Here is a 25,452-nt window from a genome sequence, read left to right as displayed (position 1 = left end):
CATGAGAGCAGGTCCGCGCTGAAACGACGTATTCTCTCATCAGGTTCAGCAAACGTGGCAATCGGTCTTGCATCTCAAGACCTGCGACACGTCAATGACCTGAGCCAGGTGAAGCGTTGGCTAGCCGATGCGCACCTGCTCAGGCGGTTCGATCGACGATGAAACGTCCTCGGCGGGCGTGTCCACGGCCCCCCGCCATCACGTCCGTTCGCGTGAGGGTCGGCCATGCCTCGTCACAGGCGACGGGCTCGATGAGAGGCCCGAGCGAGGGAGGACGGCACGAGCGAGGACGGCGCGCCATGCCCCTCGCTTTCGCAGGCCCCGCGAGGTGACCGCCGGGCCATCCCCGTCGCGGGCGCCGCCGGACAGGTTGCTGGGCCGCGCGGCGGGCGGCCATGTCCAAGCAGGTTCGCGTTGGCGGGCCAACGCTTCGCCCCACTCAAGTCTTTAGGGTGTGGCAGGATGCAGGACGCAAGACGGGCATCCACTTCTGCGAAACCCGCTCAGGCCGCCACCGCCTTCGGCTGAACCTCGGCGGTGTAATCGTCCATGAGCGTCTTCGTCATGGTGGCCGGGGTGAAGCGGTAGGGGCCAATCTCGGAGACAGGCGTCACTTCTGCGGCCGAGCCGGTGATGAAGCACTCCGAAAAGCCCTCCATCTCCTCGGGCTTGATCCGCCGCTCGATCACCTCGAAACCGCGCCGGCGGGCGAGGTCGATGACGGTCTGGCGGGTGATGCCGTTGAGGAAACGGTCGGCGAGCGGGGTGTGGACCACGCCGTCCTTGATGAAGAAGATGTTCGCGCCGGTGCATTCGGCGACGTAATCCTCCCAATCGAGCATCAGGGCGTCGGCATAGCCCTTGTTCTCGGCCCGGTGCTTCGAAATCGTACAGATCATGTAGAGGCCGGCCGCCTTCGAGGCGGAGGGGATCGTGCGCGGATCGGGGCGGCGATAATCGGCCAGATCGAGGCGGATGCCCTTCATCTTGGTCTCGGGGTCGAAGTAGCTCGGCCATTCCCACGCTGCGATGGCGAGGTGGATGGTGTTGTTCTGGGCCGAGACGCCCATCATCTCCGAACCGCGCCAGGCCACGGGACGCAGGTAGGCGTCGGTGAGGCCGCTGGTCTTGAGCACGAGCTCCTTGGCCGCCTCGATCTCGGCGACGCCATAGGGGATCGCGAAGTCGAGGTACTGCGCCGAGCGGAGCAGGCGCTCGGCATGCTCGTGACTCTTGAAGATCTGTCCGCCATAGGCGCGCTCGCCTTCGAAAACCGCCGAGCCGTAATGAAGGCCGTGGCTGAGCACGTGAATCTTGGCCTCGCGCCACGGCACCAGCACGCCATCGAACCAGATGGTGCCCTCGCGTTCGTCGAACGGGATCACGGACATGACGAATTCCTTGAATCCGCGGGCGTGCATCGTCGCGCCTGCGGGGTCGGTCGATCGGGTTGGCGCGATGGCCGGGCAATGCCCCGCGCAGTATCCGCGAGGCCGGAGGTCCGCAAGACGGCCGTTCGCGGCGAGCCGGCCTCGGGAAGGCTTGACGGGTATCAATGCCCCTGAGATATGTCAACATCACTGACATATATCGAGGGCATCGCCGGACGTGACGCGCCAATCGACTCTGGCAACGGGCCCGGCCCCCATTTCCGTGTCCGAGGAGGATGACGGGCCTGTGAATGCCGGGTGCGCGCCCGAGGGCGTGCCCACCGCCGATAACGGCATCACCAACGATCTCGTCGAACTGCTGTTCTTCGCCTACCGCGATTTCGTCGGCGACCCGGACCGGATGCTGGCGGAATACGGCTTCGGGCGGGCGCACCACAGGGTGCTCCACTTCGTCTATCACTACCCAGGTCTGACGATCGCCGAACTCCTCGACATCCTGCGGATCACGAAGCAGAGTCTGAACCGGGTTCTCAAGGATTTGATCGAACAGGGCCACATCGTGCAGAAGACCGGCCGGAGCGACCGTCGCCAGCGGCTGCTCTATTGTTCGGAGACGGGCGCGACGCTCACGGCGGAGCTGACGCGGGTCCAGGTGCGGCGGGTGGCCCGCGCCATCGCCGATCCGGTGGCGGACGGACCGAAGGGCGCCGGGGACGGACACGGATTTGCCGCAGCACAGGGATTTCTCATGGCGATGATCGAACCGGAGGAGCGTGCGGCGGTCCGCAGCCTGATGGCGCGCCGCGCCCGGAGCCGTCGCTGACATGGCGTCGCCGGAGCCGAGAATTCGCGCCGAGCTTCCCGACCATGCCCCCCATATCCTCGTGGTGGACGACGACCGGCGGGTGCGCGAGCTGTTGTCGCGCTATCTCTACGAGCAGGGATTCCGGGTCACGTCGGCCGGCAATGTCGAGGAGGCCCGGCAGCGGGCTCAGAGCTTCGTCTTCGACGCCCTCGTCCTCGACGTGATGATGCCGGGGGAGAACGGGTTCGATTACGCACGGCAGGTGCGGGAGACCTCCCGTGTGCCGATCCTGATGCTCACCGCCCGCTCCAACCCCAACGACCGGGTGATGGGGCTCGAGATCGGGGCCGACGATTACCTGCCCAAGCCCTTCGAGCCGCGCGAGCTGATCCTGCGCCTCAACAACATCATCAAGCGCCGCCCGGACGGCGTGCCGCCCTCCGACCGGACCATCGCCACGGTGACGTTCGGGCCGTTCTCCTACCGCATCGACCGGGGCGAGTTGCGCCGCGACGAGGAAACCATCCGCATCACCGACCGCGAGCGCGAGATCCTCACGATCCTGGCCGAGGCCAAGGGCGGCAATGTCGACCGCGACGTGCTGGCCGGAAATGGCGGGCTCGCCGCGGAGCGCACCATCGACGTGCAGATCAACCGCCTGCGCCGCAAGACCGAGGTCGATCCGGGCAATCCCCTCTTCCTCCAGACGGTCCGCGGCATCGGCTACCGCCTCGCGATCGATTAGGCAGGACCCGCCATGGCCCTCGCCGGCGTGAACCTGTCGCGGATCAGAACCGGAACCGCCGCCGCCTGGCGCGCGAGGCCGCATCCGCGCCGGATATGGAAGACGGTGGCGCGCGCCATCGGCAACGCCCTGCCGAAGGGGCTCTACGCGCGCTCGCTCATCATCATCATCGCGCCGGTGGTGCTGCTGCAATCGGTGATCGCCTACACCTTCATGGAACGGCACTGGCAGCTCGTGACCCGCCGCCTCTCGGCGGCCGTGACCGCCGACGTGGCGGCCATGATCGACGTCTACGAGAGCTACCCCCAGGACAAGGACGCCGACACCCTCACTCGCATCGCCGGCACGCGGCTGAATCTCGACCTCGACATCCTGAAAGGGGCGAAGCTCCCCCTGCCGGGGCCGCGCCCGTTCTTCTCGATCCTCGACGAAACCCTCTCCGAGGAGCTCGCCAAGCAGGTCGGCCGGCCCTTCTGGATCGACACGGTGGGCCGGTCCAGCCTCATCGAGATCCGGGTCGAGATCCCGGACGGGGTGATGCGGGTGACCGCCCGGCGGAGCATGGCCTACGCCTCGAACTCGCACATCTTCCTGCTCTGGATGAGCGGCTCGTCCCTGGTCTTGCTCGGCGTGGCGATCCTGTTCCTCCGCAACCAGATCAAGCCGATCCTTCGACTGGCCGCCGTGGCGGAGAGCTTCGGCAAGGGCCGCGAGATCGAGTTCCGGCCGCGCGGCGCCCGCGAGGTACGCCAGGCCGGACACGCCTTCATCGAGATGAAGCGGCGCATCGAGCGGGCGATGGAACAGCGCACGACGATGCTCAATGGCGTCAGCCACGACCTGCGCACCATCATCACCCGGTTCAAGCTGTCGCTCGCCCTGGTGGAGCAGACCAGCGAGGTGGAAGACCTCCAGCGCGACGTCGACGAGATGAGCCGGATGCTGGAAGCCTACCTCGCCTTCGCGCGGGGCGATTCCGGCGAGGCCGCCGTGCCCACCGACATGCGGTCGATGCTGGAGGACCTGCGCACCGACGTGGAACGCCTCGGCGCCCATGTGGCCGAGGTGGAGTTCGACGGCCGCGCCATGGTGACGCTGCGCCCGGACGCATTCCGGCGTTGCCTGTTCAACCTCGCCGCCAACGCGGCCCGCTACGGCGAGACGGTGGCGATCCATGGCCGCACGGAGGCGCGGTCCTTCCTCGTTTCCATCGACGACGATGGTCCGGGCATCGCCGTCGAGAGCCGCGAGGAAGTGTTCAAGCCCTTCGTCCGCCTCGACGATGCGCGCCAGGATGCCGGCGGGTCGGGCCTCGGCCTCGCCATCGCCCGCGACATCGCCCGCGCCCATGGCGGTGACGTCGCCCTTCACGACAGTCCCCTCGGGGGATTGCGCGCCACCGTGCGCATTCCCGCGTGATGGCCGGGAGCCTGTGAATTTTGTTGCGTCCGGGGTGTCCCCTCCCGCACGCAGCAATGCTATGACCGGTGCCGCTTCAAGAGAGAAGGGCCGAACCCCGGTCCCGACAACGCGAGTACGCCATGAACCCGCTGGGCCCCGTCCTGATCGTCCTGCTCATCCCGATCGCCGCCATCGGCCTCCTGCTCTACACCGATACCGGCATCGAGCCGACGCTGTTCACCGCCACCGTGAAGACCTTCGTGGCCCTGTTCGCCATCGCCGGGATCCTGTCCTACGGCGCGAGCCGGCTCGCCGCCCGCTCGGAAGGCTGAGAGACCGCGTCTCCGACCGGCCCCGCGGCGGGGCCGGTTTCCCGGTGACGCCACGGTGATGACGGGATCGAGGACGACATGAAGGCCGCCCTCGTTCTCTGCCTCGCGGCGAGCGTCCTCGCGCTGTCCCTTCCGGCCCTGTCCGTCGAAGATCGCTCGGCCCATCCGACCCCGGCGATGCCCGAGCCCCCGGTTCGTCCGGCCGAGTTGAAGCCAGACCCCGCGCCGACGCCCGCGACGGTTCCGCCGCTCCCGGACGCTCCGACCCCGCCCGGACGCCCGGCCGAGCTGACGCCCCTTCCCCCGGCCGCGCCGGAGACGGGTCCGGCCCCCGAGATGCCACCGCCGCCCCCGCGCCCGGTCGATCTTTCGACGCCGCCGGCATCGACGCCCGCCCTCGCCCTGACGGTCGCCCCCCTCGACGACACCGCCTGCCGCAAGCGCCTGGAGCGCCTGGGGGCGACGTTCGAGGCGCTGCCGCCGATCGCGAACGGGCAATGCGGCGCGGAGAAGCCGCTGAAACTCACCCGCCTCTCCGGGGACGTGGCGCTCACCCCGCCCGCGACCCTCGTCTGCACTACGGCCGAGGCCCTGGCCCGCCTGGCGACGGAGGCGCAGGAAGCCTCCGAGCGCATCCTGAAGGCGCCCCTCCGAAGCCTGTCCATCGGCACGTCCTACGAGTGTCGCGGCCAGAACCACGATCCCGAGGCCAAGCTCAGCGAGCATAGCTTCGCCAACGGCGTCGACATCATGGGCTACGGTTTCGAGGGGCGTGGACCGATCAAGGTCGGCGCCGGCCTCGACGACGCACCGGAGGCGACGTTCCAGGCCGCGATCCGCGCCAAGGCCTGCGGCTTCTTCCGCACCGTGCTCGGACCCGGATCGGATGCGGCCCACGGCAACCACCTCCATCTCGACGAGCGCGAGAGGAACGCGGGACATCGTCTCTGCCAGTAGGAGGTGTGGAACGCCCGAGGCCCCACCCGGCTTGAAGGAGCGCACCTGTCGATCCCGCGACGAAAGTTGATCCCGAAATGGCCCATCTGCCCCTGCCGAGCGCCGTCGCGCTCATGGCCCTCGTCTGCCTGGCGACACCGGCGGCACCAGAGGCGAAGCCGGCAGGAAGCACGTCCTCGGACGCGGGCAAGAGCACACCCGGCGAGGCCCTGACCGTCGAGGCGATCAACGGCGCGACCTTCACGGCGCCGGAGAGCGGCGGAAAGGCGAGCGACAAGAAGGCCAGAACGGGCGAAGGCACGAAGGACAAGCGTCCGCAGCCGCTCCTGGTGAAGGTCCAGGTGCTCCTCGACCGGGCGCATTTCTCCCCGGGTGCCATCGACGGGCGGGACGGCGAGAACATGCGCAACGCCCTGTCGGCCTACGCGGTGGCGCAGGGGCTGCCTGCGAGCCAGACCCTGAACCAAGCCCTCTTCGACAAGCTCGCCGCATCGAGCGCCGACCCGGTGGTGGTCTCCTACACGATCACCGAGTCCGACGCGGCGGGCCCCTTCGCGGAGAAGATCCCCGCCAAGATGGAGGAGCAGGCCGATCTCGAGGCGATGAGCTACACCAATCCGCGCGAGATGCTGGCCGAGCGGTTCCACATGGCGCGCGACCTCCTCACCGCCCTGAACCCGGACGCCGCCCTCGACAAGGCCGGCACCGGCATCCTCGTAGCGGCGGTCCCTCCCCTGGACACCGGCAAGCCGGCGAAGGACGAGGCGAAGTCCAAGAGCAAGTCCGACGACAAATCCGAGACGAAGGCCGCGCCGGAGGATGGGGCGGACGCGGCGAAGAAGGACATCGCCCGGGTCGAGGTCGACAAGGTCACGCGCCATGTCCGGGGCTTCGGCGAGGACGGCACCCTGCGGGCCTATTACCCGGCCTCCATCGGCAGCGCGGAGAAGCCGGCCCCCTCGGGGGAGGCCAAGGTGAAGGGCGTCGCCTTCGCGCCGGTCTACACCTACAACCCCAAATACGCCTTCAAGGGCGTCAAGACGAAGAAGACCTTCTCCATCCGCCCCGGCCCGAACAACCCGGTCGGCATCGTCTGGATCGACCTGTCGATCCCGTCCTACGGCATCCACGGCACGCCCGAACCGGAGAAGGTCGGCAAGACCGAGTCGCACGGCTGCATCCGCCTCACCAATTGGGACGCCCGCGACCTCGCCACCCGCATCGAGCGCGGCGCCAAGGTGACGTTCAAGGACGAGTGAGGTGTGTCACGGGGTGAGCCGGCACCTCACACCGTTTGGCCATGTGCCATTCGGCAAGCGGCGTCACAATGCGGGGCGGCGCCCCAGGTGCAGGTAGTTCGGTTTGAACGTGGCGATTCTCTTCAATCGCGGAAGATCCAGAACCGTCAGGCGCCCCCTTTTCAAGGTGATCAGCTCCTGATGCCTCATCCCTTGCAAGATGCGGTTCACGTGAACCGTCGTGATCCCGATCGTATTGCCCAGGACGGTCTGTGTCAGCGGCAGGACGCAGTTGTCCTCACCGGCATGTCCGACCGCCTTCATGCGCGTCAGAAGCTCGCAAAACAGATGCGCCATTCGTGACAGAGCGGAACGGCAACCGACGTTGACGAGCCATTCTCGCAATGTCGCCTCGTCCACGAGCTTGGATACGCGCAGAGCCCGGGCGATGCCGGGGTGGTCGCGCATCAGCTCCGCGATCGTCTCGGGCGCGATGTGAACGATCCGGCACGACGAGACGGTGGTGAGGGTGTGGTCGATCTCGTCGAGCAGGGCCACATCGAGCTCGCCGAAATCGCCGGGCAGCAGGTAGGCCATGATCTGGCTCTGACCGGTCGGCTGGTGCTTCTGGCGGCAGACGAAGCCGTCCATGACGAGGAACACGCCATCGGGTTTGTCGCCCTCGCGCACGAGATCGGTATGCGCGGGAACGGTGCGGGGTCTCGCGCTGATCCGCTCCAGCACCGCTCGCTCCGCATCCGACAGGGCGGCGTGGCTCTCCAGCTTGCGAACGAACGGATTGCCGCTGTCCATCGGCGCATGGGGCTGTGCGATGGTGATGTGAGGGCGGTTCGGGGGCGCACTTGCTGGCAGAGGGGACGTGAGGGAGATCTGATCACAGAGCGCCACCACTTCTTCCGGCGAAGCCGGTTTGGTCAGCCAGGGCACCCCTTGGCAGTCGGGGGCAAGCGACTGATCCGGCTGGTAAGCCGAATGGACGAGGAACGGGATCCGACGCTGGCGTAGCTCGCGCAACAAGTCGGTGCAGGCCCCATCCTTCAGCATGATGTCGACGATCGCCAAAGTCGGCGTCTCGCGCATGAGGCTGGGCAGCGCCTCGGCACCCGTCCTGAAGGGCCCGAGCACGCAGTAGGCCTTCCGCCGCAGCATGTCGCCAAGGTCCGCGGCGACCAAAGCGTCAGCCTCGGCAAGAAGGACGATGGGCTGCCGGGCTATCAGGTCCATGGCGTGCCTCCGGGACGACACTCCACCCAGCCTTTTCGTGGGTGCAGGACTGTATGTCCTAAGATATAAATGCAATTGAATTGGAGAGTAAATCTCCGCAGCAACCCTGTACGCTAGCGCACCCGTTGAGAGGACATCACCAAACCACTAAGCGTTCGATACCGCACATTGGGTAAGTCGAGGCACGTAGGCTCATAGACTTGCTTTTTTATGGCGTCCGCCCCACAACGCTGCTGCGGCTTGCTGGTAAGGTCTGAGCGTAAGCAGTTGAGAGACAAGGCGTGCTCTTGCTCCGATAGGGAGAGCAGGATCCCATGGCTCACGTTCAGCAATCCGCCGTGCGCAATCGCCTCCTGAAGGCCATGTCTGCCGACGACTTCGCCCGGCTTCAGCCCTACCTCGAGCCCATGGACCTGGCCTCGGGGCAGACCCTGGCCGAACCCAACGTCCGAACCGAGCACCTGTACTTCATGGAAGCCGGGGTCACCTCGATCACCGCCGAGGGCGCGAACGGTCGGGTCGAGGTGGGGATCATCGGCCGTGAGGGCGTGGTGGGTGCGACGCCCGTGCTACTCGGCACCGACCGTGCTCCCTATAACCACTTCGTGCAGATGCCGGGAAGCGCTCTGCGCATCCGCGCCGATGTCGTGAGCGCGGCGGTGGAGGAGAGCCCATCCTTACGCAAGCTCCTGCTGCGCTACATCCTGACCGAGATGGTGCAGGTGCGGCAGACGGCGTTCATCAACGCGACCCTCGAGATCGAGGCGCGCCTCGCACGCTGGCTCCTGATGTGCCACGACCGAACGGACGGCGACGAGCTTCTGCTCAAGCACGAGTTCCTGTCGATGATGCTGGGCGTGCGGCGATCCGGCGTGACCCTTGCCATGCAGCAGCTCGAAGGCGCAGGGCGCATCCGGGCCAAGCGCGGGCGCGTCACCGTGCTCAACCGGGAGCTTCTGGAGGAGATGGCGGATGGCGGCTACGGTACGCCAGAGGCGGAATATGCCCGCCTGATCGAGGGAGCATGACATGCCCCGCTACTTCTTCAACCTGCGTTACGGTCCCCACCTCGACAAGCTGACGGTCGACCCGGAGGGGGATGAACTCGCCGATGACGAAGCGGCGCGTGAGCATGCGTTGCAGATCGTCCGCGACCTCGTCGCCGGGCCAGCCTCGTTCGCCGTGCGGGATTGGTTCGCCTGCTCCTTCGAGATCGAGGACGAAAATGCTCGGCGCGTGTTGACGGTGCCGTTCAGCGACATCGTTCCCGAAGAGGACGACGATCAGACGGCCTGACAGGCTCGGCGCCGCGGAGACGGCGCCCCCCCCTTGGGCGAGGCCCAGGTGAAGGGCGCCGCCTTCGCACCCGTCTATTCGCTCACTGGGCAAGGGGCCCACGCAGGATCGTCGATCTGGGGTCGATTGCATTTCTCACGGATCATTTGTCACGCTCGCCCCGTTGCGATCCGCCTCGTACATCGAAGCGAGGCCTGAAAGATTGCGACCCGTGAGCGACCACACCGAAGACCAGCGGATTGACGCCGAGATTGCACGTCCCGAGCCGGGTTCCGACCCGTTCGCCGGGGCTGTCCGTGCCACGCGTATGCCAATGCTGATCACGGACCCCCGTCAGCCCGACAACCCCATCGTGTTCGTGAACAATGCCTTCTCCAAGCTGACCGGCTACGAACGCCATGAAATCCTGGGCCGAAACTGCCGGTTTCTCCAGGGGCCGGAGACAAACCAGGCGGACGTGGCACGGGTGAGAGAGGCTATCGAGCGGCGCGTGCCCATCGAACTCGATCTGCGCAATCACCGCAAGGATGGGACGCTCTTCTGGAACCGCCTCCTCGTCTCGCCGGTGTTCGATGAGGATGGCGAGCTCACCTACTTCTTCGCGTCGCAGTTCGATGTCACCTTGGAAAAGGAGCGGCTCGTTCGGCTCCAGCAGGATCGGGATGCCCTGGAGGCCGAAGCCTCTCAACGGTCGCAGGACTTGATCCAGAGTGAAGAACGTCTCCGTTTCACGCTCAAAGCCGGGCGCCTCGGATCGTGGGCCGTCGATCTGCGCACCATGCGGTTGATCGCATCCGAGGGTTTCAAGGAGAATTTTGGCCGTTCGCCGAACGATCCCTTCACCTACGAAGAGACACTGGCTGCGATCCACCCGGATGACCGGGAGCGCAAATTGTCCGCGAGGGATGCCGCGATTGCGAGCCGTTCGGACTACGACATCGAAGTCCGGGTCGTGACGCCGCCGGGTGAAATCCGCTGGCTCCAACTGCGCGGACAAGCGTCGTATCGCGCCGATGGCACTCCGTTGAGCATCGCCGGGATCAGCCTCGACATCACCGACCGCAAGCGCGCCGAGGAACACCGGGACCTCCTCGCGGGCGAACTCAACCACCGCATCCAGAACACCCTCGCGACCGTCCAATCCATCTCCCGTCAGACGCTGAGGGGCGCCTCCTCACTGGAAGAGGCGCAGGTGGCGATGGAAGCGCGTCTGAAATCCCTGTCGGCCGCGACGACGATGCTGGCCCGCGGCAGCGGGGATTGGGCGACCCTGACGGAAGTGGTCATCTCGGCGTTGCATGCCTTCGGCGTCGAGCAGGACCATCGCTTCAAGATCGGCGGTCCGATCCTCCGGGTAGCCCCCCGCGTCGCCTTGGCGTTTGCACTGGCGATCCATGAGCTCGCCACCAACTCGGTGAAGTACGGGTCCCTGTCGAAAGACGAGGGCCGCGTGATCGTGAGTTGGGATGTGTCGGAAACATCGAGCCCGGCCCGCCTCTGGTTCCAATGGCAGGAGATCGGCGGGCCTCGGGTGTCTCGACCGAAACGAACGGGCTTCGGCTCACGGATCATCGAACGGGCGCTGGCACAGGAGATCGGCGGCACGGCCGAGATCGACTATCGCTCGCGCGGCGTCGTCTTCACCGCCGAAGCAGCGTTGCCGGAAATCACTCGGGATTGATTTGAGCCGCGATACCGAAGCGTATCGGGCAGAGTGCGCACGCGCCATCGTGCGAGGGGCCGCTCCCCACCTCGAGGCGACATTGCCGTGCCGGCCCGACACAGGCGGGCGACGTCCGGTGAAACCTTGCGATGGTCCGGCGATGGGACTCGCCTGAAGCGTCCGGCGATCCGAGCCGCCGGCAAGCCATGTTCATCGAGGACGTCGAGGTCGCCCGGACGGCCGTGGCGGGCGGACTGCCCGTGCCGCCGCCCGGCTCTTCGTGCTGCGCCCGCCCGATGAGGGCATCACGCAGACTGTGCTTGATCGACTGTCTCAGCGGATTCTTACGCCAAAGTCGCTGATCCAAGCAGACCAGCTCATCGTGATGTGCCGAAGCGTAGCGGAGGCTTTGAGGAAGCCCTCCCGGCGTCGCGCGATCCCAGGATGCCTCCTTCGAGGCCGCTACGCGGCACCTCGGGATGAGGTGAAGCTTTGGAACAACAAATCAAACAGGCTCCGCCTCGTCGCCGGCTTCAGGGGGCAGAACCGGACACCGCCTTTGCAAAACCGGCTCAGCGCCGCGCCCGGTCCGCCAAAGCCAGGCTCGCCAGCATCAGCATGGCCGCATCGCAGAGGAAGGCCAGGGCGGCGGTCGCCAGGGCGCCCTGCAGCATCGGCAGGACGTTCTGGTTCTGCAGCCCGGCGACGATGGGCGTGCCGAGGGTCGAGGCCCCGGCGAGGGCTCCCACCGCCGTCGTGGCGATGGCGAGCACCAGGGCCGTGCGAAGGGCATCGACGAGGCCCGGCATCGCCAAGGGCAGTTCCACCCGCAGCAGGATCTGGAGGCGGGTGAACCCCATGGCTTGCGCCGCCTCGCGCGCCTCGGGCGAGACAGATTCCAGCGCGCCCACCGTGCCGCGCAGGACCGGCATGATGCCGTAGGCGACCAGCGCCAGCAGGGTCGGCGGACCGCCGAACCCGAGGATGGGCAAGGCCAGGGCCACCATCACCACCGGCGGCACCGCCTGCGCGGCAGCCGCGATACCGTCGATGCCGCCGCGCAGGGACGCCGCGCCGGCGCGCGTGGCGAGGATGCCGAGGCCGAGGCCGAGCACTGCCACCAGGGCCAGCCCGGTCCCGGCGAGGGCGAGGTGGTGCGTTGCCAGGGCCAGCAGGCGCTCCGCGCTCAAGCCCCGTCGCGGCGCCTCACCCAAGGCCGCGACGATCCAGGCCGCCACGGCCGGATGGCTCATGGCGGCGAGGGCCGCCCCGACGAGGCCGGTGGCGAGGGCGGTGCGCAGGCCTGGCCTCATGCGCGCCACCGTGCCCGGCAATAGGCTTCGACGGCGCTGAGCGACCCCTCCGCCGCCAGCGACAGGAAGATGATGGGGATGGCTCCCAGCAGGATGAGGTCGGGGGCGAATTGCGCCATGCCGTCGAAGACGATCCGTCCGAGGCCGCCCGCGCCGATGAGGGCGCCCAGCGTCGCGAGGCCGAGACTCTGGACCGCCGCGACCCGCAGGGCGCCCACGAGGATGGGCGCGCCGAGGGGCAGCTTCACTCGGGCCAGGATCTGGGCCTTCGTCAGGCCCATGGCTTCGGCGGCGTCGACGGCGGCGGGATCGGCGGCGCGCAGGGCCGTGCCGATCCCGCGCCAGAGGGGCAGCAGCAGGTAGGCGGCGATGCCGAGAAGCGCGGGCAAGGGCCCGAGGGCCGAGAGGCCGAGGTCGCGAAGCGCCGGCACGGCGCGCAGCACTCCGCCGACGAGGGCGACGAGAGCGCCCAGCAGGGCGACGGCGGGGATCACCTGCACGCCGCTGACGAGGAGACCCACGACACCCTGCCCGGAGCGCCAGAGGGACAGAATGACAGCCGCCGGGATGGCGAGGGCGACCGCTCCCCCCGCCAGGAGCAGGTGCTCGGCGATGGCCTCGTGCAGCGCCTCCCGCCGCCCGGCATATTCCACGGCCAGGGACAGACCGTCCAACCCTCCACCGCGCCACGCGGCGACCAGGAGCCCCGCGGCGGCGAGGATTGCGAGCACGCCGAGCCCCCGGCGTCGGACCCGTGCGATGCCGCCTCCGGCCAGGACCAAGAGGCAGGACGAGGCCAGCCAGAAGCCGGAACCGAGGCTGGCCCTCGCCGCTGGCGGCATGGTGGCCACGATCCGGGCCGCCTCTGCGCCGAGGCCGAGCAGGAGGACGGCCCAGGCCGACAGGAAAAGACAGAGGGCAAGAAGACCGCCCACGCGCCGGGGCAGCATCGCGCCGATGACGAGACCGGCCAGCGACAGGAGCGAAACGAGGCCGATCGACCGGTCGTGGAACTCGCAGGCCATGATCGGATCGCCGGGCAGGAGGCGGTTCGCCGCGACATCGAGGAGCGCCATCCCATGGAGGGACGCGATAAGAAAGGCGGCGCCGAAAAGCCCGGCCCATGGCGCTGAACGACCCGTCGCGTGGCGCATCGAAGCGGGTGGCGATGGCGCTCTCACCCGATCAGCCCGCGCTCGTTGAGGTAGCGCCGCGCGACCCTTTCCGCGACCTCGCCCTCCACGGTGATTCGCCCGTTGAGGCCGCGCAGGGTCGGGGCATCGAGGCCGGCGAAGACCCGCGCCAAGGCCGGGGCAATGGCCGGAAAGCGCTCCAGCGCGGAGGCGCGGATGACCGGGGCGACCTCGTAGACGATCTGGGCCGCCTCGGGATCGCTCATCACCACGAGGTCGAGGGCGGAGAGCGCCCCGTCGGTGCCGTAGACCATGCCCGCATTGACCCCGCTGATCCGCTGCGCCGCCGCCCGGGCCGTCACCGCCGTGTCGCCGCCGGGCAGGCTGATGATGCGGTCGAGGCCCAGGCTGAAGCCGTAGGCTGCCTCGAAGGACGGCAGCGCCGCCGGGCTCTCCACGAACTCGGTGGAGGCCGCGATCAGGATGAGGCCGTCATTGGCGGCCTTGGCGAAATCCGCCATCGTGGCCAGATGCCGCGCCCGCGCGAAATCCCCGTTGAGGGCGATGAGCCAGGTGTTGTTGGCGGGCGCCCTGGCGAGCCAGACCAGCCCCCGCTCGGCATCCTTGCGCCGGATGGTCTCGTAGGCCTCCTGCGGGATCTTCCAGGCGGGATCGGTCTCGGTGCCGGTGAAGAACGCGCCGTTGCCGGTATATTCCGGGTAGATGTCGACCTCCCCGGAGAGCAGGGCGTCGCGGACGATCAGGGTAGGGCCGAGGCCGAGCTTGCGGACCACCGGCACGCCGAGATGCTCCAGGGCCAGGGCGATCATCGCCCCCGTGAGCGCCCCTTCGGTGTCGCTCTTGGAGGCCACGACGAGGGGTCGGTCCGCCCGAGCGGATGTACCCGCCGCGACGGCCCAGGTGACCAGCAGCGCCAGCGCGCCGCGCCGGTTCGTTGCTCCGGGCGCCACAGGCTGCGGCGATCTGCGTGAAAATGTATCGTCCGATAACATTAACCCGATCCTGACCCTCCGCGGCCACTTCCTGCGCCTTGACACGCCAAGCGGAACGGGCGACGGCTCGACCGTTGCCGCAGGCGCTACACGTCATTCTCGCCAACCTCACGGATGGCAAGCCTGTAAGGCTCCGGATGACGGCACCGTTCCAGGCCGGAACGAATCGAAGGGAAGACTCCCCAGCGTGAGTGCTGAACAGAACGACACTCTCCTCGACGGCGCCAGGGTTCTGGTGGTGGAGGACGAAGCCGCCATTTCGATGCTGCTCGAAGACATGCTCCTCGATTTCGGGTGCACCGTCGTTGGGCCCGCGGCCCGTCTCGCGACGGCCCTGGAGATGGCCCGGACCGAGACCTTCGAGGTCGCCATCCTCGACGTGAACGTCGCCGGCGAGCCCATCTATCCGGTGGCCGAGGCGATCACGGAACGCGACCTGCCCATCGTGTTCTCGACGGGGTATGGCGGCGCAGGAATCCGCGAGCCGTTCCGCGACCGCCCCGTGGTCCAGAAGCCGTTCAGCCAGGCCGATCTCAAGCGCACGTTGATCGCGGCGCTCGCGGCCGCGAGAAAGTAAGCGGCCTCCGGTGGGCCGAGCGGCCATCGCGTCGGCTCACAGTCCCTCGATCGCGAAGGCATCGGGCAGGTGGCGCGGCCAAGTACGTGGCGCCACGAACACGGCATCCGCGCGCAACGTCAGGGCGCCATAGCGCGGATTGCGCCCCATCCAAGCGCGCGCCGCGCGCGAAAAACGAGCGCGCTTCTTCGCATCGATGGCGGTCCGGGCCGCGTCGAGGGTCGCCCTCGCCTTCACCTCCACGAAAGCAATCGTGTCGCCCCGGCGCAGGATGAGGTCGATTTCTCCGCCGCTCGCGCTGAAGCGCCGAGCCAGGGGGCGATACCCCTTCATCATCATGGCGAGGAGGGCGAGAGTCTCGCCCGAATGACCGCGCAGGTAGGTGGCGCGCCGCCGCTCTTTCGCGTCGACGAGCTTAGACGTCCGCATCGGTGCGCCGAGCAAGGACGAGGGCGCGGGCATAGACCACGCGACGGGGCAGCCCGGTGGCGTCAGCCACGAGGGCGGCGGCATCCTTGATCGAGTGGCGTGACAACGCCGCTTCGATCGCCGCATCGAGACCGGCCTCGATCTCCTCCTCCGGCGGTTCGTCCGGGTTGGTTCCGATCACCACCACCACCTCGCCCTTGGGCGCTCCCTCCTCGGTGAAGGTCTCGGCCAGGGTCGCGAGGGTGCCGCGCCGGATCGTCTCGTAGAGCTTGGTGAGTTCGCGGGCGACCGCCGCGGGCCGGCTTCCTCCGAGGATCGCGGCGGCATCCACCAGCATCTCGGGAAGGCGATGGGGTGATTCGAACAGGACCAGCGTGCCCGGAATCTGCCCAAGCGCCGCCAGCCGGTTGCGCCGGGCACCGGATTTCTGCGGCAGGAACCCTTCGAAGAAGAACCGGTCGGTGGGCAGACCGGCGGCGACGATGGCGGTCATCACCGCAGAGGGTCCAGGGATTGGCGTAACCTCGATGCCGGCCTCGATCGCCGCCTGGACAAGCTTGAAACCAGGGTCCGAGACCAATGGTGTCCCGGCGTCCGAGACCAGGGCCAGAGCTTCGCCGTTCTGCATCCGTGCGATCATCCGCTCGCGCACCGCCGCGTTCGAATGCTCGTGGTAGGCGACCAGCGGCGTCGTGATGCCGTAATGCATCAACAGCGTGCGGGTGACGCGGGTGTCTTCGGCAAGGACAGTATCGGCCGCCGCGAGAGTCGCGAGCGCGCGGAACGACACGTCCTTGAGGTTGCCGATCGGGGTCGCCACCACGTGCAGTCCGGGGTCGAGTGGTTGCGCCTCCGCCGCGAGGCCGAAGGCGGTAAAGGTGGACACGGGCTTGGCCGGATCGTGGACCGCCCTCGAGCGGCGCGTCCGATTGTCGATTCTCTGAGTCATGGGGCGGACTTTGCCACGACGACACGGGCTGGAGGAATGCCCGCGCCGGGGGTGTCGGCACATTTACTTTTGTCGTCCAGGCTTTAACCGTGCACTCATCGAGCGTGGGACATGGATTGGCGACGGGGAGTGCCGTGCAATGGGGACAAGCCTTGCAAGGGGCCACGGTTCGGCCGCGGTCGGTTGGGTGAGAGCGGCGGCGTGTCTCCTGCTCGCCGGGGGGCTTGGCGGCTGCATCGGAGGTCCCGATGGCGGTCCACGCGCCACGAAGGCCGCGTCTAACCCGGATATGGCCGCCGCGGGCGATCCGCAGGCGACGTCACCGGGCGCGATGAAGATCGGCTCCGGTTCGGTGAAGATCGCCCTTATCCTGCCCCTGTCTGGTCCCGGTTCAGCCGTTGGCGCGGCTCTGCGCAATGCGGCGGAACTCGCCGTCGAGGATTTCCAGAAGCCCGATCTGCAGATCTTAGTGAAGGACGATCGCGGGTCGCCGGATGGCGCCCGCGAGGCGGCCCAAGCCGCCCTGGCCGAGGGCGCCGAGCTGGTGATCGGCCCTCTCTTCGCGGCCAATGTCCAGGCGGCAGCAGGGATCACGCGCGCGGCCGGCAAGCCGATCATCGCATTTTCCACCGATGCGAGCGTTGCGGCACGTAGCGTCTATCTTCTCAGTTTCCTGCCGCAGACCGAGGTGGACCGGGTGGTCGATGAGGCGGTGGCGGCAGGGCGCCGCTCCTTCGCCGCGCTGATCCCCGAGAGCAGCTACGGAAATGCCGTGGAGGCGCAGTTCCGCGAGGCGGTAGCGAGGAAAGGTGCTCGGCTGGTGGGAATCGAGCGCTATGCGCCCGGCGTACCTGCCCCTGCCATCGCGCGCCTCGCCGGACTCATCCATGGTCCCGGCGCCCAGGCCGACGCCCTGTTCCTGCCGGAAAGTCCAGAGGGCTTGGCCGTCGTTGCACCCGCGCTCACGAAGGCGGGATTCTCTCCCGGTCGGGTCAAACCCATCGGCACGGCGGTGTGGAACGACCCGCGCAACTATGCCCTCCCCGCCTTGCAGGGCGGCTGGTTCGCAGCGGCGGATGCCAACGGGTTCAACGGTTTCTCGCAGCGGTATCAGGCGCGTTTCGGCTCGGTTCCGCCACGCGTGGCGACGCTGGCCTACGATGCCGTCTCACTCATGGCGGCGCTGACGCGGCAATACGGATCGCAGCGCTTCGCCGACGGCACCCTGACCACGCAAGCCGGCTTTTCGGGAATCGACGGCACCTTCCGCTTCCGTCCGGAGGGGTTAAGCGATAGGGCGCTGGCCATCTACGAGATCCGAAGCGGCGCGCCGACCATCGTCAGTCCGGCTCCGCGCACGCTCGGCCCCTCCGGCACCTGATCCGGTTTGCTGCGCGTCACGTGTTGTCAGAGAAAGGCCTCTATGACGCCGAGGGCGACGACCAGCGCGGTGGTGGCACTCCGCCCGGCATCAGGCAGCGAGTTCCGCCACCACCGCGTTCAGAACCGGCGCGCCGCGCGGGGTCGCGGCAATGCGGCCACCCTCCAAGCGGGCGACGAGCCCGTCGCCGATCAGGGCCTCGACACGGACCGGATCGAGGGGGCGACCCTTCAGGATCGTGTAGCGGGCCGGATCAACGCCCTCCCTCAGACGCAGGCCCATCATCAGGAACTCGTCGCCCTGGTCTGCGGCCGAAAGGGTTTCGGTCTCGACTATGCCGTGGCCGTCGCGCTCGACCCGGGCGAGCCATGCCTCCGGCGCCCGGTCGGTGACGGTGCCGATCCGCCCTACGCCGGTCACTAGCCGGCCATGCGCGCCGGGACCGATGCCAGCGTATTCGCCATAACGCCAGTACAGGAGGTTGTGGCGCGATTGCGCGCCGGGGCGGGCATGGTTGGAGATCTCATAGGAGGAGAGCCCGGCCGCGTCGCAGACCTCCTGCGTCACGTCGTAGAGCGTTCGCGCCATGTCGTTGTCCGGTGGAACGAGCTTCCCGGCTGCGTGGAGGCCGAAGAACGGCGTCCCCGGCTCGATGGTCAGCTGGTAGAGCGACAAGTGTTCGGCCGCTCGCGCGATGGCCTCTTTCAGTTCGGTGCGCCAGGCGGACGCGCTCTGGTTCGGCCGGGCATAGATGAGATCGAAGGAGTAGCGCTCGAAATGTGCGGCCGCCGTCTCGACCGCCGCCATCGCCTCGGCGGCCGTGTGGAGCCGCCCGAGGGCCTTCAGCGAGGCGTCGTCCATGGCCTGGACCCCGAGGGAAACGCGGTTCACCCCGGCAGCCCGATAACCGCGAAAGCGACCGGCCTCGACGCTGGTGGGGTTGGCTTCCAGCGTCACCTCGATATCGGGCGCCGTACCCCAGGCATCGTCGATGGCCTCGAGCAATCCCGCGACGGTGGCCGGCTGCATCAGCGACGGGGTGCCGCCGCCCAGGAAGATGCTCGACACGGTCCGGCCCGGAATTCGCGCCGCCACATGGGCGATCTCGGCCCGGAACGCCGCGAGATAGCGGACCTCGTCCACCGGCGCGTGACGGACATGACTGTTGAAGTCGCAATACGGGCACTTCGAGGCGCAGAAGGGCCAATGGACATAGACACCGAACCCGGCATCGCGGGTCGGGTGGTCCGGGCCTGAACGATCGGTCATCGGGCGGATGTGCGCGCGGTTGGGGATTTTGGCAATGGTGCCGGGACGATCCAAGGTCACCGCCACACCTCGGCATGCGGCCGAGGTGTGGAATAAAGAAGCTCGCCCGCTCGTTCAGACGGGCCGACGCAGGCAGCTCCCGGCCAGAAGCACGAACGCGCGGGCGCGGTGCGACAGGGCGTTCCCGCTCTGCCAATCGACGCCGTGCTTTTCCTCCGAGGAGATCTCACCGAAGGTGCGATCGTAGCCATCGGGCAGGAACATCGGGTCGTAGCCGAAGCCCTGTGAGCCGCGCGGCTCCACGAGATCGCCAAAGACGCGACCCTCGAATGTTTCGGTATGGCCATCGGGCCAAGCGATGACGAGGGCCGACACGAAGTGAGCTCGGCGGGTTGTGGCTCCGCGCTTGTCGAGTTCGGTCGCGATGCGGGCCATGGCACCGGAGAAGTCCTTGTTCGGACCAGCCCAGCGGGCGGAGAACAAGCCGGGTGCGCCATCGAGGGCGTTGACGCAGAGGCCGGAATCGTCGGCGAAGGCCGCCAATCCCGAGGCCTGTGCCGCGGCGATGGCCTTGATCGCCGCGTTCTCGGAGAACATCGTTCCAGTCTCGTCGGGCTCGGGCAGACCGAGTTCGCCGGCTGAGACGGCCTCGACGCCGAACGGCGCCAGGAGCTCGCGCATCTCCACGAGCTTGCCGGGATTATGGGTGGCGATGACGACCCGCCCTGTGAGGATGCGCGGCTCGCTCATGCGATCGCCTGCTTCTGAAGGGCAACGAGTTGCTCGACGCCGCCACGGGCTAGCCGCAGCAATTCGATGAGTTCGGCCTCCGAGAAGGGCTTGCCCTCGGCGGTGCCCTGCACCTCCACGAGGCCGCCGGACCCGGTCATGACGAAATTCGCGTCGGTCTCGGCGGCCGAATCCTCGGCGTATTCGAGATCGAGCACCGGGGTACCCTTGTAGATACCGCAGGAAATCGCGGCGACGTGCTCACGCAGGGGATTCACCGAGATGATGGAGCGCCCGCGCATCCAGGTGAAACAATCGTGCAGGGCGATCCACGCACCGGTGATCGCGGCGGTGCGGGTGCCGCCATCCGCCTGAATCACATCGCAATCCACGGTGATCTGTCGCTCGCCGATGGCGGGAAGGTTGGTCACGGCGCGGAGCGAGCGGCCGATCAGACGCTGAATCTCCTGTGTCCGCCCGGATGGCTTTCCGGAATTCACCTCGCGGCGGGTGCGCTCATGGGTTGCGCGCGGAAGCATGGAATACTCGGCGGTGACCCAGCCTTTGCCCGAACCGCGTAGCCATGGCGGCCCGCGTTCTTCGAGAGAGGCCGTGCAGAGCACTTTCGTCTGACCGAAAGTGACGAGGCAGGAACCCTCCGCATAGCGGGCGACGGCGCGCTCCAGGGTGACGTTGCGCAGTTCGTCGTTCGCGCGCTTCGAGGGCCGCATGGGCACTCTCCTTGGTCGAGTTCCGGATTGATCGTCCGGGCTCTTAGGCCCCGGCTGGTCCACCGGCAAGCGCAGCCAGGGAGGGAGGGGCGCGCCCACGGGACGCGCCCCGAACTCACGCCTCAGTAGCGGTAGTGGCGGCGATGATGGTGACCGAAACGACGGTGATGGTGATGGTGGCCGAAGCGCCGGCCGTAGTGATGGCCGAAGTGGCGACCGCGGTGGTGACCGAAGTGACGGCGATGATGCCGCCCGTGATGGCGCCAGTGGCCGCCGCCGTATTGAACCTGCGTGGCGGCCACGTTGACCGAGCCGGCGACCTCCGTGGACACTGCCATCGGTGCGGCTTGCGCGCCGCGCGGGGTACCAAGGATCATCGCGCCCACCAGGGCGACCACGATGGCGAGGGTCTTCGCCATGGCGGACAGGGTTGGATTCTTCATCAGGACGGACTCCGTTCCATGAGTTGTTCGTATCGCCGACCGCTTCGGTACGGGTGCGATGGAACGCATGTTCGCCCGGAAAGGCAGCATGCCCTGCTGCGAATTTATATTTTTTGTTTCGGGATTAACCACGGGGCCCACGCGCCAACCGGTCGATAGTCCGAGCTCCACAATCACGGTGCACCATCGTTCGCCAAGGGGATGGGCAAGACACGGATGGCGCTCAGAAAAGGAGCGTTTGCCGTCCCACGTTTCAACTCTGAGAACGCCTGAGCCGGAAATGCCTATTTCGCGGGCAGGCGCGTCGTTGCGGTTCAGGGTTGCCGCGCCCGATGATGAAGATCTCGTGTCGGGTGGCGACCGAAGGTTACGTCAGTGCCGGCACGCCCCAGAACCACGGGTGGCACACGTTATGCTATCGGCGATTCCGGCTATGAACGGCCGCGAACGATGTGAGGGGAAACCCGGCCGTCGGATCGCTTGAGGGACGAGAGGCTCGAAATGACGAAATATAAGCTCGAGTATCTATGGCTCGACGGATACACGCCGGTGCCGAACCTGCGTGGCAAGACCCAGATCAAGGAATTCGACGGCTTCCCGACCCTCGAGCAGCTTCCGCTTTGGGGCTTCGACGGCAGCTCGACGATGCAGGCCGAAGGCGGCAGCTCCGACTGTATGCTCAAGCCCGTGCGCCACTTCCCCGACAGCACACGCAAGAACGGCGTGCTGGTGATGTGCGAAGTGATGATGCCGGACGGCGTGACGCCTCATGCCTCCAACAAGCGCGCCACGATCCTAGACGATGACGGCGCCTGGTTCGGTTTCGAGCAGGAGTACTTCTTCTACAAGGATGGCCGTCCCCTCGGCTTCCCCGCCAGCGGGTACCCGGCCCCCCAGGGCCCGTACTACTGCGGCGTCGGCTACAAGGAAGTTGGCTCGGTCGCACGCAAGATCGTCGAAGAGCACCTCGATCTGTGCCTGGACGCCGGCATCAACCACGAGGGCATCAACGCCGAAGTGGCCAAGGGACAGTGGGAGTTCCAGATTTTCGGCAAGGGCTCCAAGAAGGCCGCCGACGAGATGTGGGTCGCCCGCTACATCCTTCAGCGCCTGTGCGAGAAGTACGAGATCGACGTCGAGTACCATTGCAAGCCGCTCGGTGCCACCGATTGGAACGGCTCGGGCATGCACGCCAACTTCTCGACGGAGCACCTCCGTACGGTCGGCGGTAAAGCTTATTTCGAGGCGCTCATGGCGGCGTTCAAGGAGAACCTCGACGACCACATCGCCGTCTACGGGCCGGACAACCACATGCGCCTGACCGGCAAGCACGAGACCGCCGCGATAGACCAGTTCAGCTATGGCATCGCCGATCGCGGCGCCTCGATCCGCGTGCCGCATAGCTTCGTCAACAATGAGTACAAAGGCTATCTGGAAGACCGCCGTCCCAACAGCCAGGGGGACCCCTACCAGATCGCCTCGCAGATCCTGAAGACCGTCGCCTCGGTGCCGACCTCCGAGGAAGCGAAGGCGGCAGCCTGACACCACATACGCCACGGCGCTCCTTTGCGCCGTGGCGATTTACATTTTCTATGACTGCTCCATGAGCTGTTGATGTCTTTTTGGGCATTTTGCCCGAAATGGACGCTGCTCTGATTGCCGATGAAGCAGGGGATCAGGTTCAGAACCGCCTCGCTTCACGCTTCTTTTCCAGAACGCCGATAGAGTCAGCAGACGGTAATCGGGAAACCAGCGAGAGACGAGCCACGCTAGCAGCGGCAGTACTAGCGGACGCTCTACGGCTTTTCCCGCGAGGCTTCGGATAGGGTTCCGCTTCCCCTCGACAGCCCTGGAATGGGGTGGCTTGGTACGACCGGTCATTTCAGCACGTGCCCGGCGTCAAACTCGGTGGCGAAAGCCGCCCCAGGACGGGCCATGCAGCGCTCGACCCAGTCATCGAGGACGGGATCGCCTGCCTTGCCAAACCAAGCATAGGGCGAGTGGAGTAACAGGTCCGCCGCCGTGAAGCGCGCGCCAAAGAGGTAGGGCCCCTCGGCGAGCCCTGCAGCAAGCCGCTGCCGCATCTCCGTACCGCTGCGAAAAGTCGATGCGAGGGCGGGATGCGTGAGCCCGATCGCTTCCAGCAGCATGACCGGCTCGACCACACCCGCATACCACGCGAACCAGCTGAGATAGGCTCCCCGCTGCGGATGTCCCGGCGGGATACTCAAGCCAGCCTTCGGGAAGAGGTCGGCGAGGTAGAGCATGATCGCGCTGCTCTCCCAGATCGTGACGCCATCATGGGCAAGGAACGGCACCTTTCCCTCGGGATGGGGGTTGGCGGGATCACGCTGGCCGGAGCCGTCCTGGCGCGCGATGGCGACGATTTGGACTGACACGTCGTCGAGGGCGCCGAGCTCGTACAGCAGCGCGATGATGCGGGTCGAACGGCTTTTGGGCGAATGATAGAGCGTCATCATCGAAGCACTCCTGTTGGTAGGGTCGACACCGATGCTTATAGTCCGGGGCTACTGCCACTCTGCGTCAGTTGAACGATGGCTCGCACGGACCGCCTCTTCCGGTTGCTCCAGGCCCTGCGCGAGCTGCCCGCGCCGGTAACCGCGGCCCGGCTGGCGGAAGAAACGGGCGTGTCCCCCCGCTCGCTCTACCGCGATATCGACAGCCTTCGCGCAGCCGGCGCCCATATCGAGGGTGAACGCGGGTACGGCTATCACCTGATCGAGGATGGGGCTTTGCCGCCGCAGATCTTCGATCGTATCGAGATCGAAGCGCTGGTGCTCGGCTTGTCCGAAGTCCGGCACATGGGTGATCCGGCGCTGGCGAAAGCCGCCGTCGCAGTGCTCGCCAAGGTGGCGGCGACCCTTCCCGACACGAGCCAACAGCACCTGCTCCATGCGGTCTCGCAGGTCCGCCGGTCCGAGGAGCGCTTCGTCCCCTCCCCCGCCACGGCGGTGATCCGCGAAGGATGCTGGCGCGAGGAAGCGGTGACGATCCGCTACGCGGACGGTGACGCACGGATCACGGAACGGACGATCTGGCCCCTTGCGATTGTCTATCTCGACAGCAAGCTGGTGGTCCTGGCCTGGTGCCGCCTGCGAGAAGCACACCGGATGTTCCGCGTGGACCGGATCGCCGCGGCCGACCTCGCAGGCGCGAGCTTCCGGCCGAAACGCGTCGGGCTCCTGCGGGACTACCTCGCCGTGTTGGAGAGAAAGGCGGCGAACGCGCCGAAGGGCTGAGCACCGGGAAGGCGCCCGGGCGACTAAGATCAGGCGCCGAAGATCGACCAGCCGAGGCGCTTGGTCAGCTGTTCCAAGGCGATCCGGCCGAGATGGGAATTGCCGGATGCGTCGAGTCCCGGAGACCAGACTGAGATCGAGGCCTTCTCCGGTGCCACGGCGATGATTCCTCCGCCGACTCCGCTCTTGCCCGGCAGGCCGACGCGGTACGCGAACTCGCCCGAGCCGTCGTAGTGACCGCAGGTGAGCATCACCGCATTGATACGCCTGGCTCTCTCAGCCGAGACCACCGAATAACCGGTCATCGGGTTCCGCCCGGAATGCGCCAGGAAACGGGTCGCGTTGGCGAGCTGTCGGCACGACATGGCGATGGCGCAGTGGTGAAAATAGACGCCGAGGGTGAAATCCACCGGATTGTCGAGAACCCCGAAGGATTTCATGTAGTTGGCGAGCGCGATGTTACGGAATCCGGTGCGCAGCTCCGAGGCCGCGACCGCCTCGTCGATGATGATTGTCGGGTCCTGCGCCAGGAACTGCAGGAAACGCAGGATCTCACCCAGGGCTTCCCTCGGCTGATGGCCCGACAGGATCACGTCGGTGACCGCGATGGCCCCGGCGTTGATGAAAGGATTGCGTGGAATGCCGCGCTCACGCTCCAACTGGACGATGGAGTTGAACGGGCTGCCCGAGGGCTCGCGTCCCACCCGGCGCCAAAGCCGGTCGCCGGCCATGCCGAGCGCCAGGGTGAGGGTGAAGACCTTCGAGATGCTCTGGATCGAGAACGGCGTATCGCTGTCACCTCCCGCCGCCACATGGCCGTCCGCGTCGATGACGACGAGACCGAACGCCTTTGGATCGACCCGGGCGAGTTCCGGGATGTACGTAGCAACCTCCCCGCGGTCCGGCCTGTCCGCCATCTCCTCGGCGATCTCTTTGACGACGGTATCGAGGTCGGGCACGGCGGCGTTGTCCTCCGGACAAACGGGAGCGGCGGGTCCGTCGGCCAAACCCACCGGCCCGGCGAAACTGCTCGCGAGGGCGGCGACGCTACGCAAAGGCCGTTCCGTTCGGGCGGCAAGTGGATTAGCAGACGACAGGGCGGCTATGCCTCACCGGTAAAGGTTGTGCCCGGGCTCCGAGCCGGACACAATC

The 25,452-nt window shown here is 67.2% G+C and carries 26 protein-coding genes; 13 read left to right on the top strand and 13 right to left on the bottom strand.

Annotation, left to right across the window (positions count from 1 at the left end; all coding sequences use genetic code 11):
• Nucleotides 1-503: 503 nt before the first annotated feature.
• Nucleotides 504-1,391 carry a branched-chain amino acid aminotransferase gene (locus tag K368_RS0109025; protein ID WP_027172106.1) on the bottom strand — a complete coding sequence of 296 codons (888 nt, stop codon included), beginning with the start codon at nt 1,389-1,391 and terminating at the stop codon, nt 504-506.
• A 286-nt stretch (nt 1,392-1,677) separates the two neighbouring features.
• Between K368_RS0109025 and K368_RS0109020 the strand changes: the two genes are divergently transcribed.
• The 6 genes from K368_RS0109020 (at nt 1,678) to K368_RS0108995 (ending at nt 6,890) form a co-directional block, all read left to right on the top strand.
• Nucleotides 1,678-2,214 (top strand): helix-turn-helix domain-containing protein, encoded by a 537-nt coding sequence (locus K368_RS0109020; protein WP_051439823.1) that lies wholly within the window; start codon nt 1,678-1,680, stop codon nt 2,212-2,214.
• A 1-nt stretch (nt 2,215) separates the two neighbouring features.
• Nucleotides 2,216-2,941: a response regulator gene (locus tag K368_RS0109015; protein WP_027172104.1), complete on the top strand. Its 726-nt coding sequence runs from the start codon at nt 2,216-2,218 to the stop codon at nt 2,939-2,941.
• A gap of 12 nt (nt 2,942-2,953) precedes the next feature.
• Entirely contained in the window at nt 2,954-4,360 is a 1,407-nt protein-coding gene (locus K368_RS0109010; RefSeq protein WP_027172103.1) for an ATP-binding protein, read from the top strand.
• A gap of 122 nt (nt 4,361-4,482) precedes the next feature.
• Entirely contained in the window at nt 4,483-4,674 is a 192-nt protein-coding gene (locus tag K368_RS0109005; RefSeq protein WP_027172102.1) for a hypothetical protein, read from the top strand.
• Nucleotides 4,675-4,752: 78 nt separating this feature from the next.
• Nucleotides 4,753-5,631, top strand: coding sequence for an extensin family protein (locus K368_RS0109000; RefSeq protein ID WP_036266131.1), 879 nt, complete (start codon nt 4,753-4,755; stop codon nt 5,629-5,631).
• Between the two features lie 77 nt (nt 5,632-5,708).
• Nucleotides 5,709-6,890 carry a L,D-transpeptidase gene (locus tag K368_RS0108995; protein WP_027172100.1) on the top strand — a complete coding sequence of 394 codons (1,182 nt, stop codon included), beginning with the start codon at nt 5,709-5,711 and terminating at the stop codon, nt 6,888-6,890.
• A gap of 63 nt (nt 6,891-6,953) precedes the next feature.
• Here K368_RS0108995 and K368_RS0108990 read toward each other — a convergent pair whose 3' ends face one another.
• Nucleotides 6,954-8,114, bottom strand: a complete 1,161-nt coding sequence (locus K368_RS0108990; protein WP_027172099.1) for a helix-turn-helix domain-containing protein — start codon at nt 8,112-8,114, stop codon at nt 6,954-6,956.
• 314 nt (nt 8,115-8,428) lie between these two features.
• Between K368_RS0108990 and K368_RS0108985 the strand changes: the two genes are divergently transcribed.
• The 3 genes from K368_RS0108985 to K368_RS0108975 all read left to right on the top strand — a co-directional run bounded on the left by K368_RS0108985 (nt 8,429) and on the right by K368_RS0108975 (nt 11,091).
• Complete coding sequence (locus tag K368_RS0108985) at nt 8,429-9,142, top strand: Crp/Fnr family transcriptional regulator (RefSeq protein ID WP_027172098.1); 714 nt, start codon at nt 8,429-8,431, stop codon at nt 9,140-9,142.
• A gap of 1 nt (nt 9,143) precedes the next feature.
• Nucleotides 9,144-9,410, top strand: coding sequence for a hypothetical protein (locus K368_RS0108980; protein ID WP_027172097.1), 267 nt, complete (start codon nt 9,144-9,146; stop codon nt 9,408-9,410).
• Between the two features lie 211 nt (nt 9,411-9,621).
• On the top strand, nt 9,622-11,091 hold the full coding sequence (locus K368_RS0108975) for a PAS domain S-box protein (RefSeq protein ID WP_027172096.1): 1,470 nt from the start codon (nt 9,622-9,624) through the stop codon (nt 11,089-11,091).
• 554 nt (nt 11,092-11,645) lie between these two features.
• On the opposite strand, the gene K368_RS0108970 is transcribed toward K368_RS0108975, so the two are convergent.
• The 3 genes from K368_RS0108970 to K368_RS0108960 all read right to left on the bottom strand — a co-directional run bounded on the left by K368_RS0108970 (nt 11,646) and on the right by K368_RS0108960 (nt 14,490).
• Complete coding sequence (locus tag K368_RS0108970) at nt 11,646-12,386, bottom strand: ABC transporter permease subunit (RefSeq protein ID WP_036266862.1); 741 nt, start codon at nt 12,384-12,386, stop codon at nt 11,646-11,648.
• Nucleotides 12,383-13,462 carry an ABC transporter permease subunit gene (locus tag K368_RS0108965; protein ID WP_245259544.1) on the bottom strand — a complete coding sequence of 360 codons (1,080 nt, stop codon included), beginning with the start codon at nt 13,460-13,462 and terminating at the stop codon, nt 12,383-12,385. Before K368_RS0108965 ends, K368_RS0108970 begins: the two co-directional genes overlap by 4 nt.
• 101 nt (nt 13,463-13,563) lie before the next feature.
• A complete protein-coding gene (locus K368_RS0108960; RefSeq protein WP_027172093.1) occupies nt 13,564-14,490 on the bottom strand; it encodes a glycine betaine ABC transporter substrate-binding protein in 927 nt (308 codons plus the stop codon).
• A gap of 229 nt (nt 14,491-14,719) precedes the next feature.
• On the opposite strand from K368_RS0108960, the gene K368_RS0108955 reads away from it, so the two are divergent.
• Nucleotides 14,720-15,109, top strand: a complete 390-nt coding sequence (locus K368_RS0108955; RefSeq protein WP_027172092.1) for a response regulator — start codon at nt 14,720-14,722, stop codon at nt 15,107-15,109.
• Between the two features lie 36 nt (nt 15,110-15,145).
• Here K368_RS0108955 and K368_RS0108950 read toward each other — a convergent pair whose 3' ends face one another.
• On the bottom strand, nt 15,146-15,538 hold the full coding sequence (locus K368_RS0108950; protein WP_027172091.1) for a YraN family protein: 393 nt from the start codon (nt 15,536-15,538) through the stop codon (nt 15,146-15,148).
• The gene (rsmI, locus tag K368_RS0108945) at nt 15,525-16,487 is read right to left on the bottom strand and encodes a 16S rRNA (cytidine(1402)-2'-O)-methyltransferase (RefSeq protein ID WP_027172090.1); all 963 of its coding nucleotides are present in this window, start codon (nt 16,485-16,487) and stop codon (nt 15,525-15,527) included. The genes K368_RS0108950 and rsmI overlap by 14 nt, the downstream gene beginning before the upstream one ends.
• 331 nt (nt 16,488-16,818) lie before the next feature.
• On the opposite strand from rsmI, the gene K368_RS0108940 reads away from it, so the two are divergent.
• Complete coding sequence (locus K368_RS0108940) at nt 16,819-17,868, top strand: penicillin-binding protein activator (protein ID WP_245259543.1); 1,050 nt, start codon at nt 16,819-16,821, stop codon at nt 17,866-17,868.
• Between the two features lie 90 nt (nt 17,869-17,958).
• Here K368_RS0108940 and hemW read toward each other — a convergent pair whose 3' ends face one another.
• The 4 genes from hemW to K368_RS0108920 form a co-directional block, all read right to left on the bottom strand.
• Complete coding sequence (hemW, locus tag K368_RS0108935; protein WP_027172088.1) at nt 17,959-19,137, bottom strand: radical SAM family heme chaperone HemW; 1,179 nt, start codon at nt 19,135-19,137, stop codon at nt 17,959-17,961.
• Nucleotides 19,138-19,251: 114 nt separating this feature from the next.
• Entirely contained in the window at nt 19,252-19,887 is a 636-nt protein-coding gene (gene rdgB, locus K368_RS0108930) for an RdgB/HAM1 family non-canonical purine NTP pyrophosphatase (RefSeq protein ID WP_027172087.1), read from the bottom strand.
• Nucleotides 19,884-20,597, bottom strand: coding sequence for a ribonuclease PH (gene rph / locus K368_RS0108925; protein WP_027172086.1), 714 nt, complete (start codon nt 20,595-20,597; stop codon nt 19,884-19,886). The genes rdgB and rph overlap by 4 nt, the downstream gene beginning before the upstream one ends.
• Before the next feature lie 122 nt (nt 20,598-20,719).
• Complete coding sequence (locus K368_RS0108920) at nt 20,720-21,040, bottom strand: hypothetical protein (RefSeq protein ID WP_051439821.1); 321 nt, start codon at nt 21,038-21,040, stop codon at nt 20,720-20,722.
• 501 nt (nt 21,041-21,541) lie between these two features.
• On the opposite strand from K368_RS0108920, the gene K368_RS0108915 reads away from it, so the two are divergent.
• Nucleotides 21,542-22,582: a glutamine synthetase beta-grasp domain-containing protein gene (locus K368_RS0108915; protein ID WP_027172084.1), complete on the top strand. Its 1,041-nt coding sequence runs from the start codon at nt 21,542-21,544 to the stop codon at nt 22,580-22,582.
• A 335-nt stretch (nt 22,583-22,917) separates the two neighbouring features.
• Here the strand turns inward: K368_RS0108915 and K368_RS0108910 are convergent, their stop codons facing one another.
• Nucleotides 22,918-23,520, bottom strand: coding sequence for a glutathione S-transferase family protein (locus K368_RS0108910; protein ID WP_027172083.1), 603 nt, complete (start codon nt 23,518-23,520; stop codon nt 22,918-22,920).
• 75 nt (nt 23,521-23,595) lie between these two features.
• Between K368_RS0108910 and K368_RS0108905 the strand changes: the two genes are divergently transcribed.
• Nucleotides 23,596-24,300 (top strand): YafY family protein, encoded by a 705-nt coding sequence (locus K368_RS0108905; RefSeq protein ID WP_027172082.1) that lies wholly within the window; start codon nt 23,596-23,598, stop codon nt 24,298-24,300.
• 29 nt (nt 24,301-24,329) lie between these two features.
• Here the strand turns inward: K368_RS0108905 and K368_RS0108900 are convergent, their stop codons facing one another.
• Nucleotides 24,330-25,259, bottom strand: a complete 930-nt coding sequence (locus K368_RS0108900) for a glutaminase (RefSeq protein WP_027172081.1) — start codon at nt 25,257-25,259, stop codon at nt 24,330-24,332.
• Nucleotides 25,260-25,452 lie beyond the last annotated feature (193 nt).

The organism is Methylobacterium sp. 10, assembly GCF_000519085.1.
Taxonomy (GTDB): Bacteria; Pseudomonadota; Alphaproteobacteria; order Rhizobiales; family Beijerinckiaceae; genus Methylobacterium.
Note: the sequence above shows the minus strand (reverse complement) of the source record. Positions and strands in the feature narration are given on the sequence as shown.

What these genes read in the sequence shown, in the direction of transcription:
- K368_RS0108995 (WP_027172100.1), top strand. Translation starts at nt 5,709, where the DNA reads ATGGCCCATCTGCCCCTGCCGAGCGCCGTCGCGCTCATGGCCCTCGTC.
- K368_RS0108920 (WP_051439821.1), bottom strand. Translation starts at nt 21,040, where the DNA reads ATGAAGAATCCAACCCTGTCCGCCATGGCGAAGACCCTCGCCATCGTG.
- K368_RS0109010 (WP_027172103.1), top strand. Translation starts at nt 2,954, where the DNA reads ATGGCCCTCGCCGGCGTGAACCTGTCGCGGATCAGAACCGGAACCGCC.
- K368_RS0108905 (WP_027172082.1), top strand. Translation starts at nt 23,596, where the DNA reads ATGGCTCGCACGGACCGCCTCTTCCGGTTGCTCCAGGCCCTGCGCGAG.
- rdgB (WP_027172087.1), bottom strand. Translation starts at nt 19,887, where the DNA reads ATGAGCGAGCCGCGCATCCTCACAGGGCGGGTCGTCATCGCCACCCAT.
- K368_RS0108980 (WP_027172097.1), top strand. Translation starts at nt 9,144, where the DNA reads ATGCCCCGCTACTTCTTCAACCTGCGTTACGGTCCCCACCTCGACAAG.
- K368_RS0109005 (WP_027172102.1), top strand. Translation starts at nt 4,483, where the DNA reads ATGAACCCGCTGGGCCCCGTCCTGATCGTCCTGCTCATCCCGATCGCC.
- K368_RS0108985 (WP_027172098.1), top strand. Translation starts at nt 8,429, where the DNA reads ATGGCTCACGTTCAGCAATCCGCCGTGCGCAATCGCCTCCTGAAGGCC.
- K368_RS0109015 (WP_027172104.1), top strand. Translation starts at nt 2,216, where the DNA reads ATGGCGTCGCCGGAGCCGAGAATTCGCGCCGAGCTTCCCGACCATGCC.
- K368_RS0108915 (WP_027172084.1), top strand. Translation starts at nt 21,542, where the DNA reads ATGACGAAATATAAGCTCGAGTATCTATGGCTCGACGGATACACGCCG.
- K368_RS0108910 (WP_027172083.1), bottom strand. Translation starts at nt 23,520, where the DNA reads ATGATGACGCTCTATCATTCGCCCAAAAGCCGTTCGACCCGCATCATC.
- K368_RS0109000 (WP_036266131.1), top strand. Translation starts at nt 4,753, where the DNA reads ATGAAGGCCGCCCTCGTTCTCTGCCTCGCGGCGAGCGTCCTCGCGCTG.
- K368_RS0108965 (WP_245259544.1), bottom strand. Translation starts at nt 13,462, where the DNA reads ATGGCGCTCCTCGATGTCGCGGCGAACCGCCTCCTGCCCGGCGATCCG.
- rsmI (WP_027172090.1), bottom strand. Translation starts at nt 16,487, where the DNA reads ATGACTCAGAGAATCGACAATCGGACGCGCCGCTCGAGGGCGGTCCAC.
- K368_RS0109025 (WP_027172106.1), bottom strand. Translation starts at nt 1,391, where the DNA reads ATGTCCGTGATCCCGTTCGACGAACGCGAGGGCACCATCTGGTTCGAT.
- K368_RS0108940 (WP_245259543.1), top strand. Translation starts at nt 16,819, where the DNA reads ATGAAGATCGGCTCCGGTTCGGTGAAGATCGCCCTTATCCTGCCCCTG.
- rph (WP_027172086.1), bottom strand. Translation starts at nt 20,597, where the DNA reads ATGCGGCCCTCGAAGCGCGCGAACGACGAACTGCGCAACGTCACCCTG.
- K368_RS0108990 (WP_027172099.1), bottom strand. Translation starts at nt 8,114, where the DNA reads ATGGACCTGATAGCCCGGCAGCCCATCGTCCTTCTTGCCGAGGCTGAC.
- K368_RS0108950 (WP_027172091.1), bottom strand. Translation starts at nt 15,538, where the DNA reads ATGCGGACGTCTAAGCTCGTCGACGCGAAAGAGCGGCGGCGCGCCACC.
- K368_RS0108970 (WP_036266862.1), bottom strand. Translation starts at nt 12,386, where the DNA reads ATGAGGCCAGGCCTGCGCACCGCCCTCGCCACCGGCCTCGTCGGGGCG.
- hemW (WP_027172088.1), bottom strand. Translation starts at nt 19,137, where the DNA reads ATGACCGATCGTTCAGGCCCGGACCACCCGACCCGCGATGCCGGGTTC.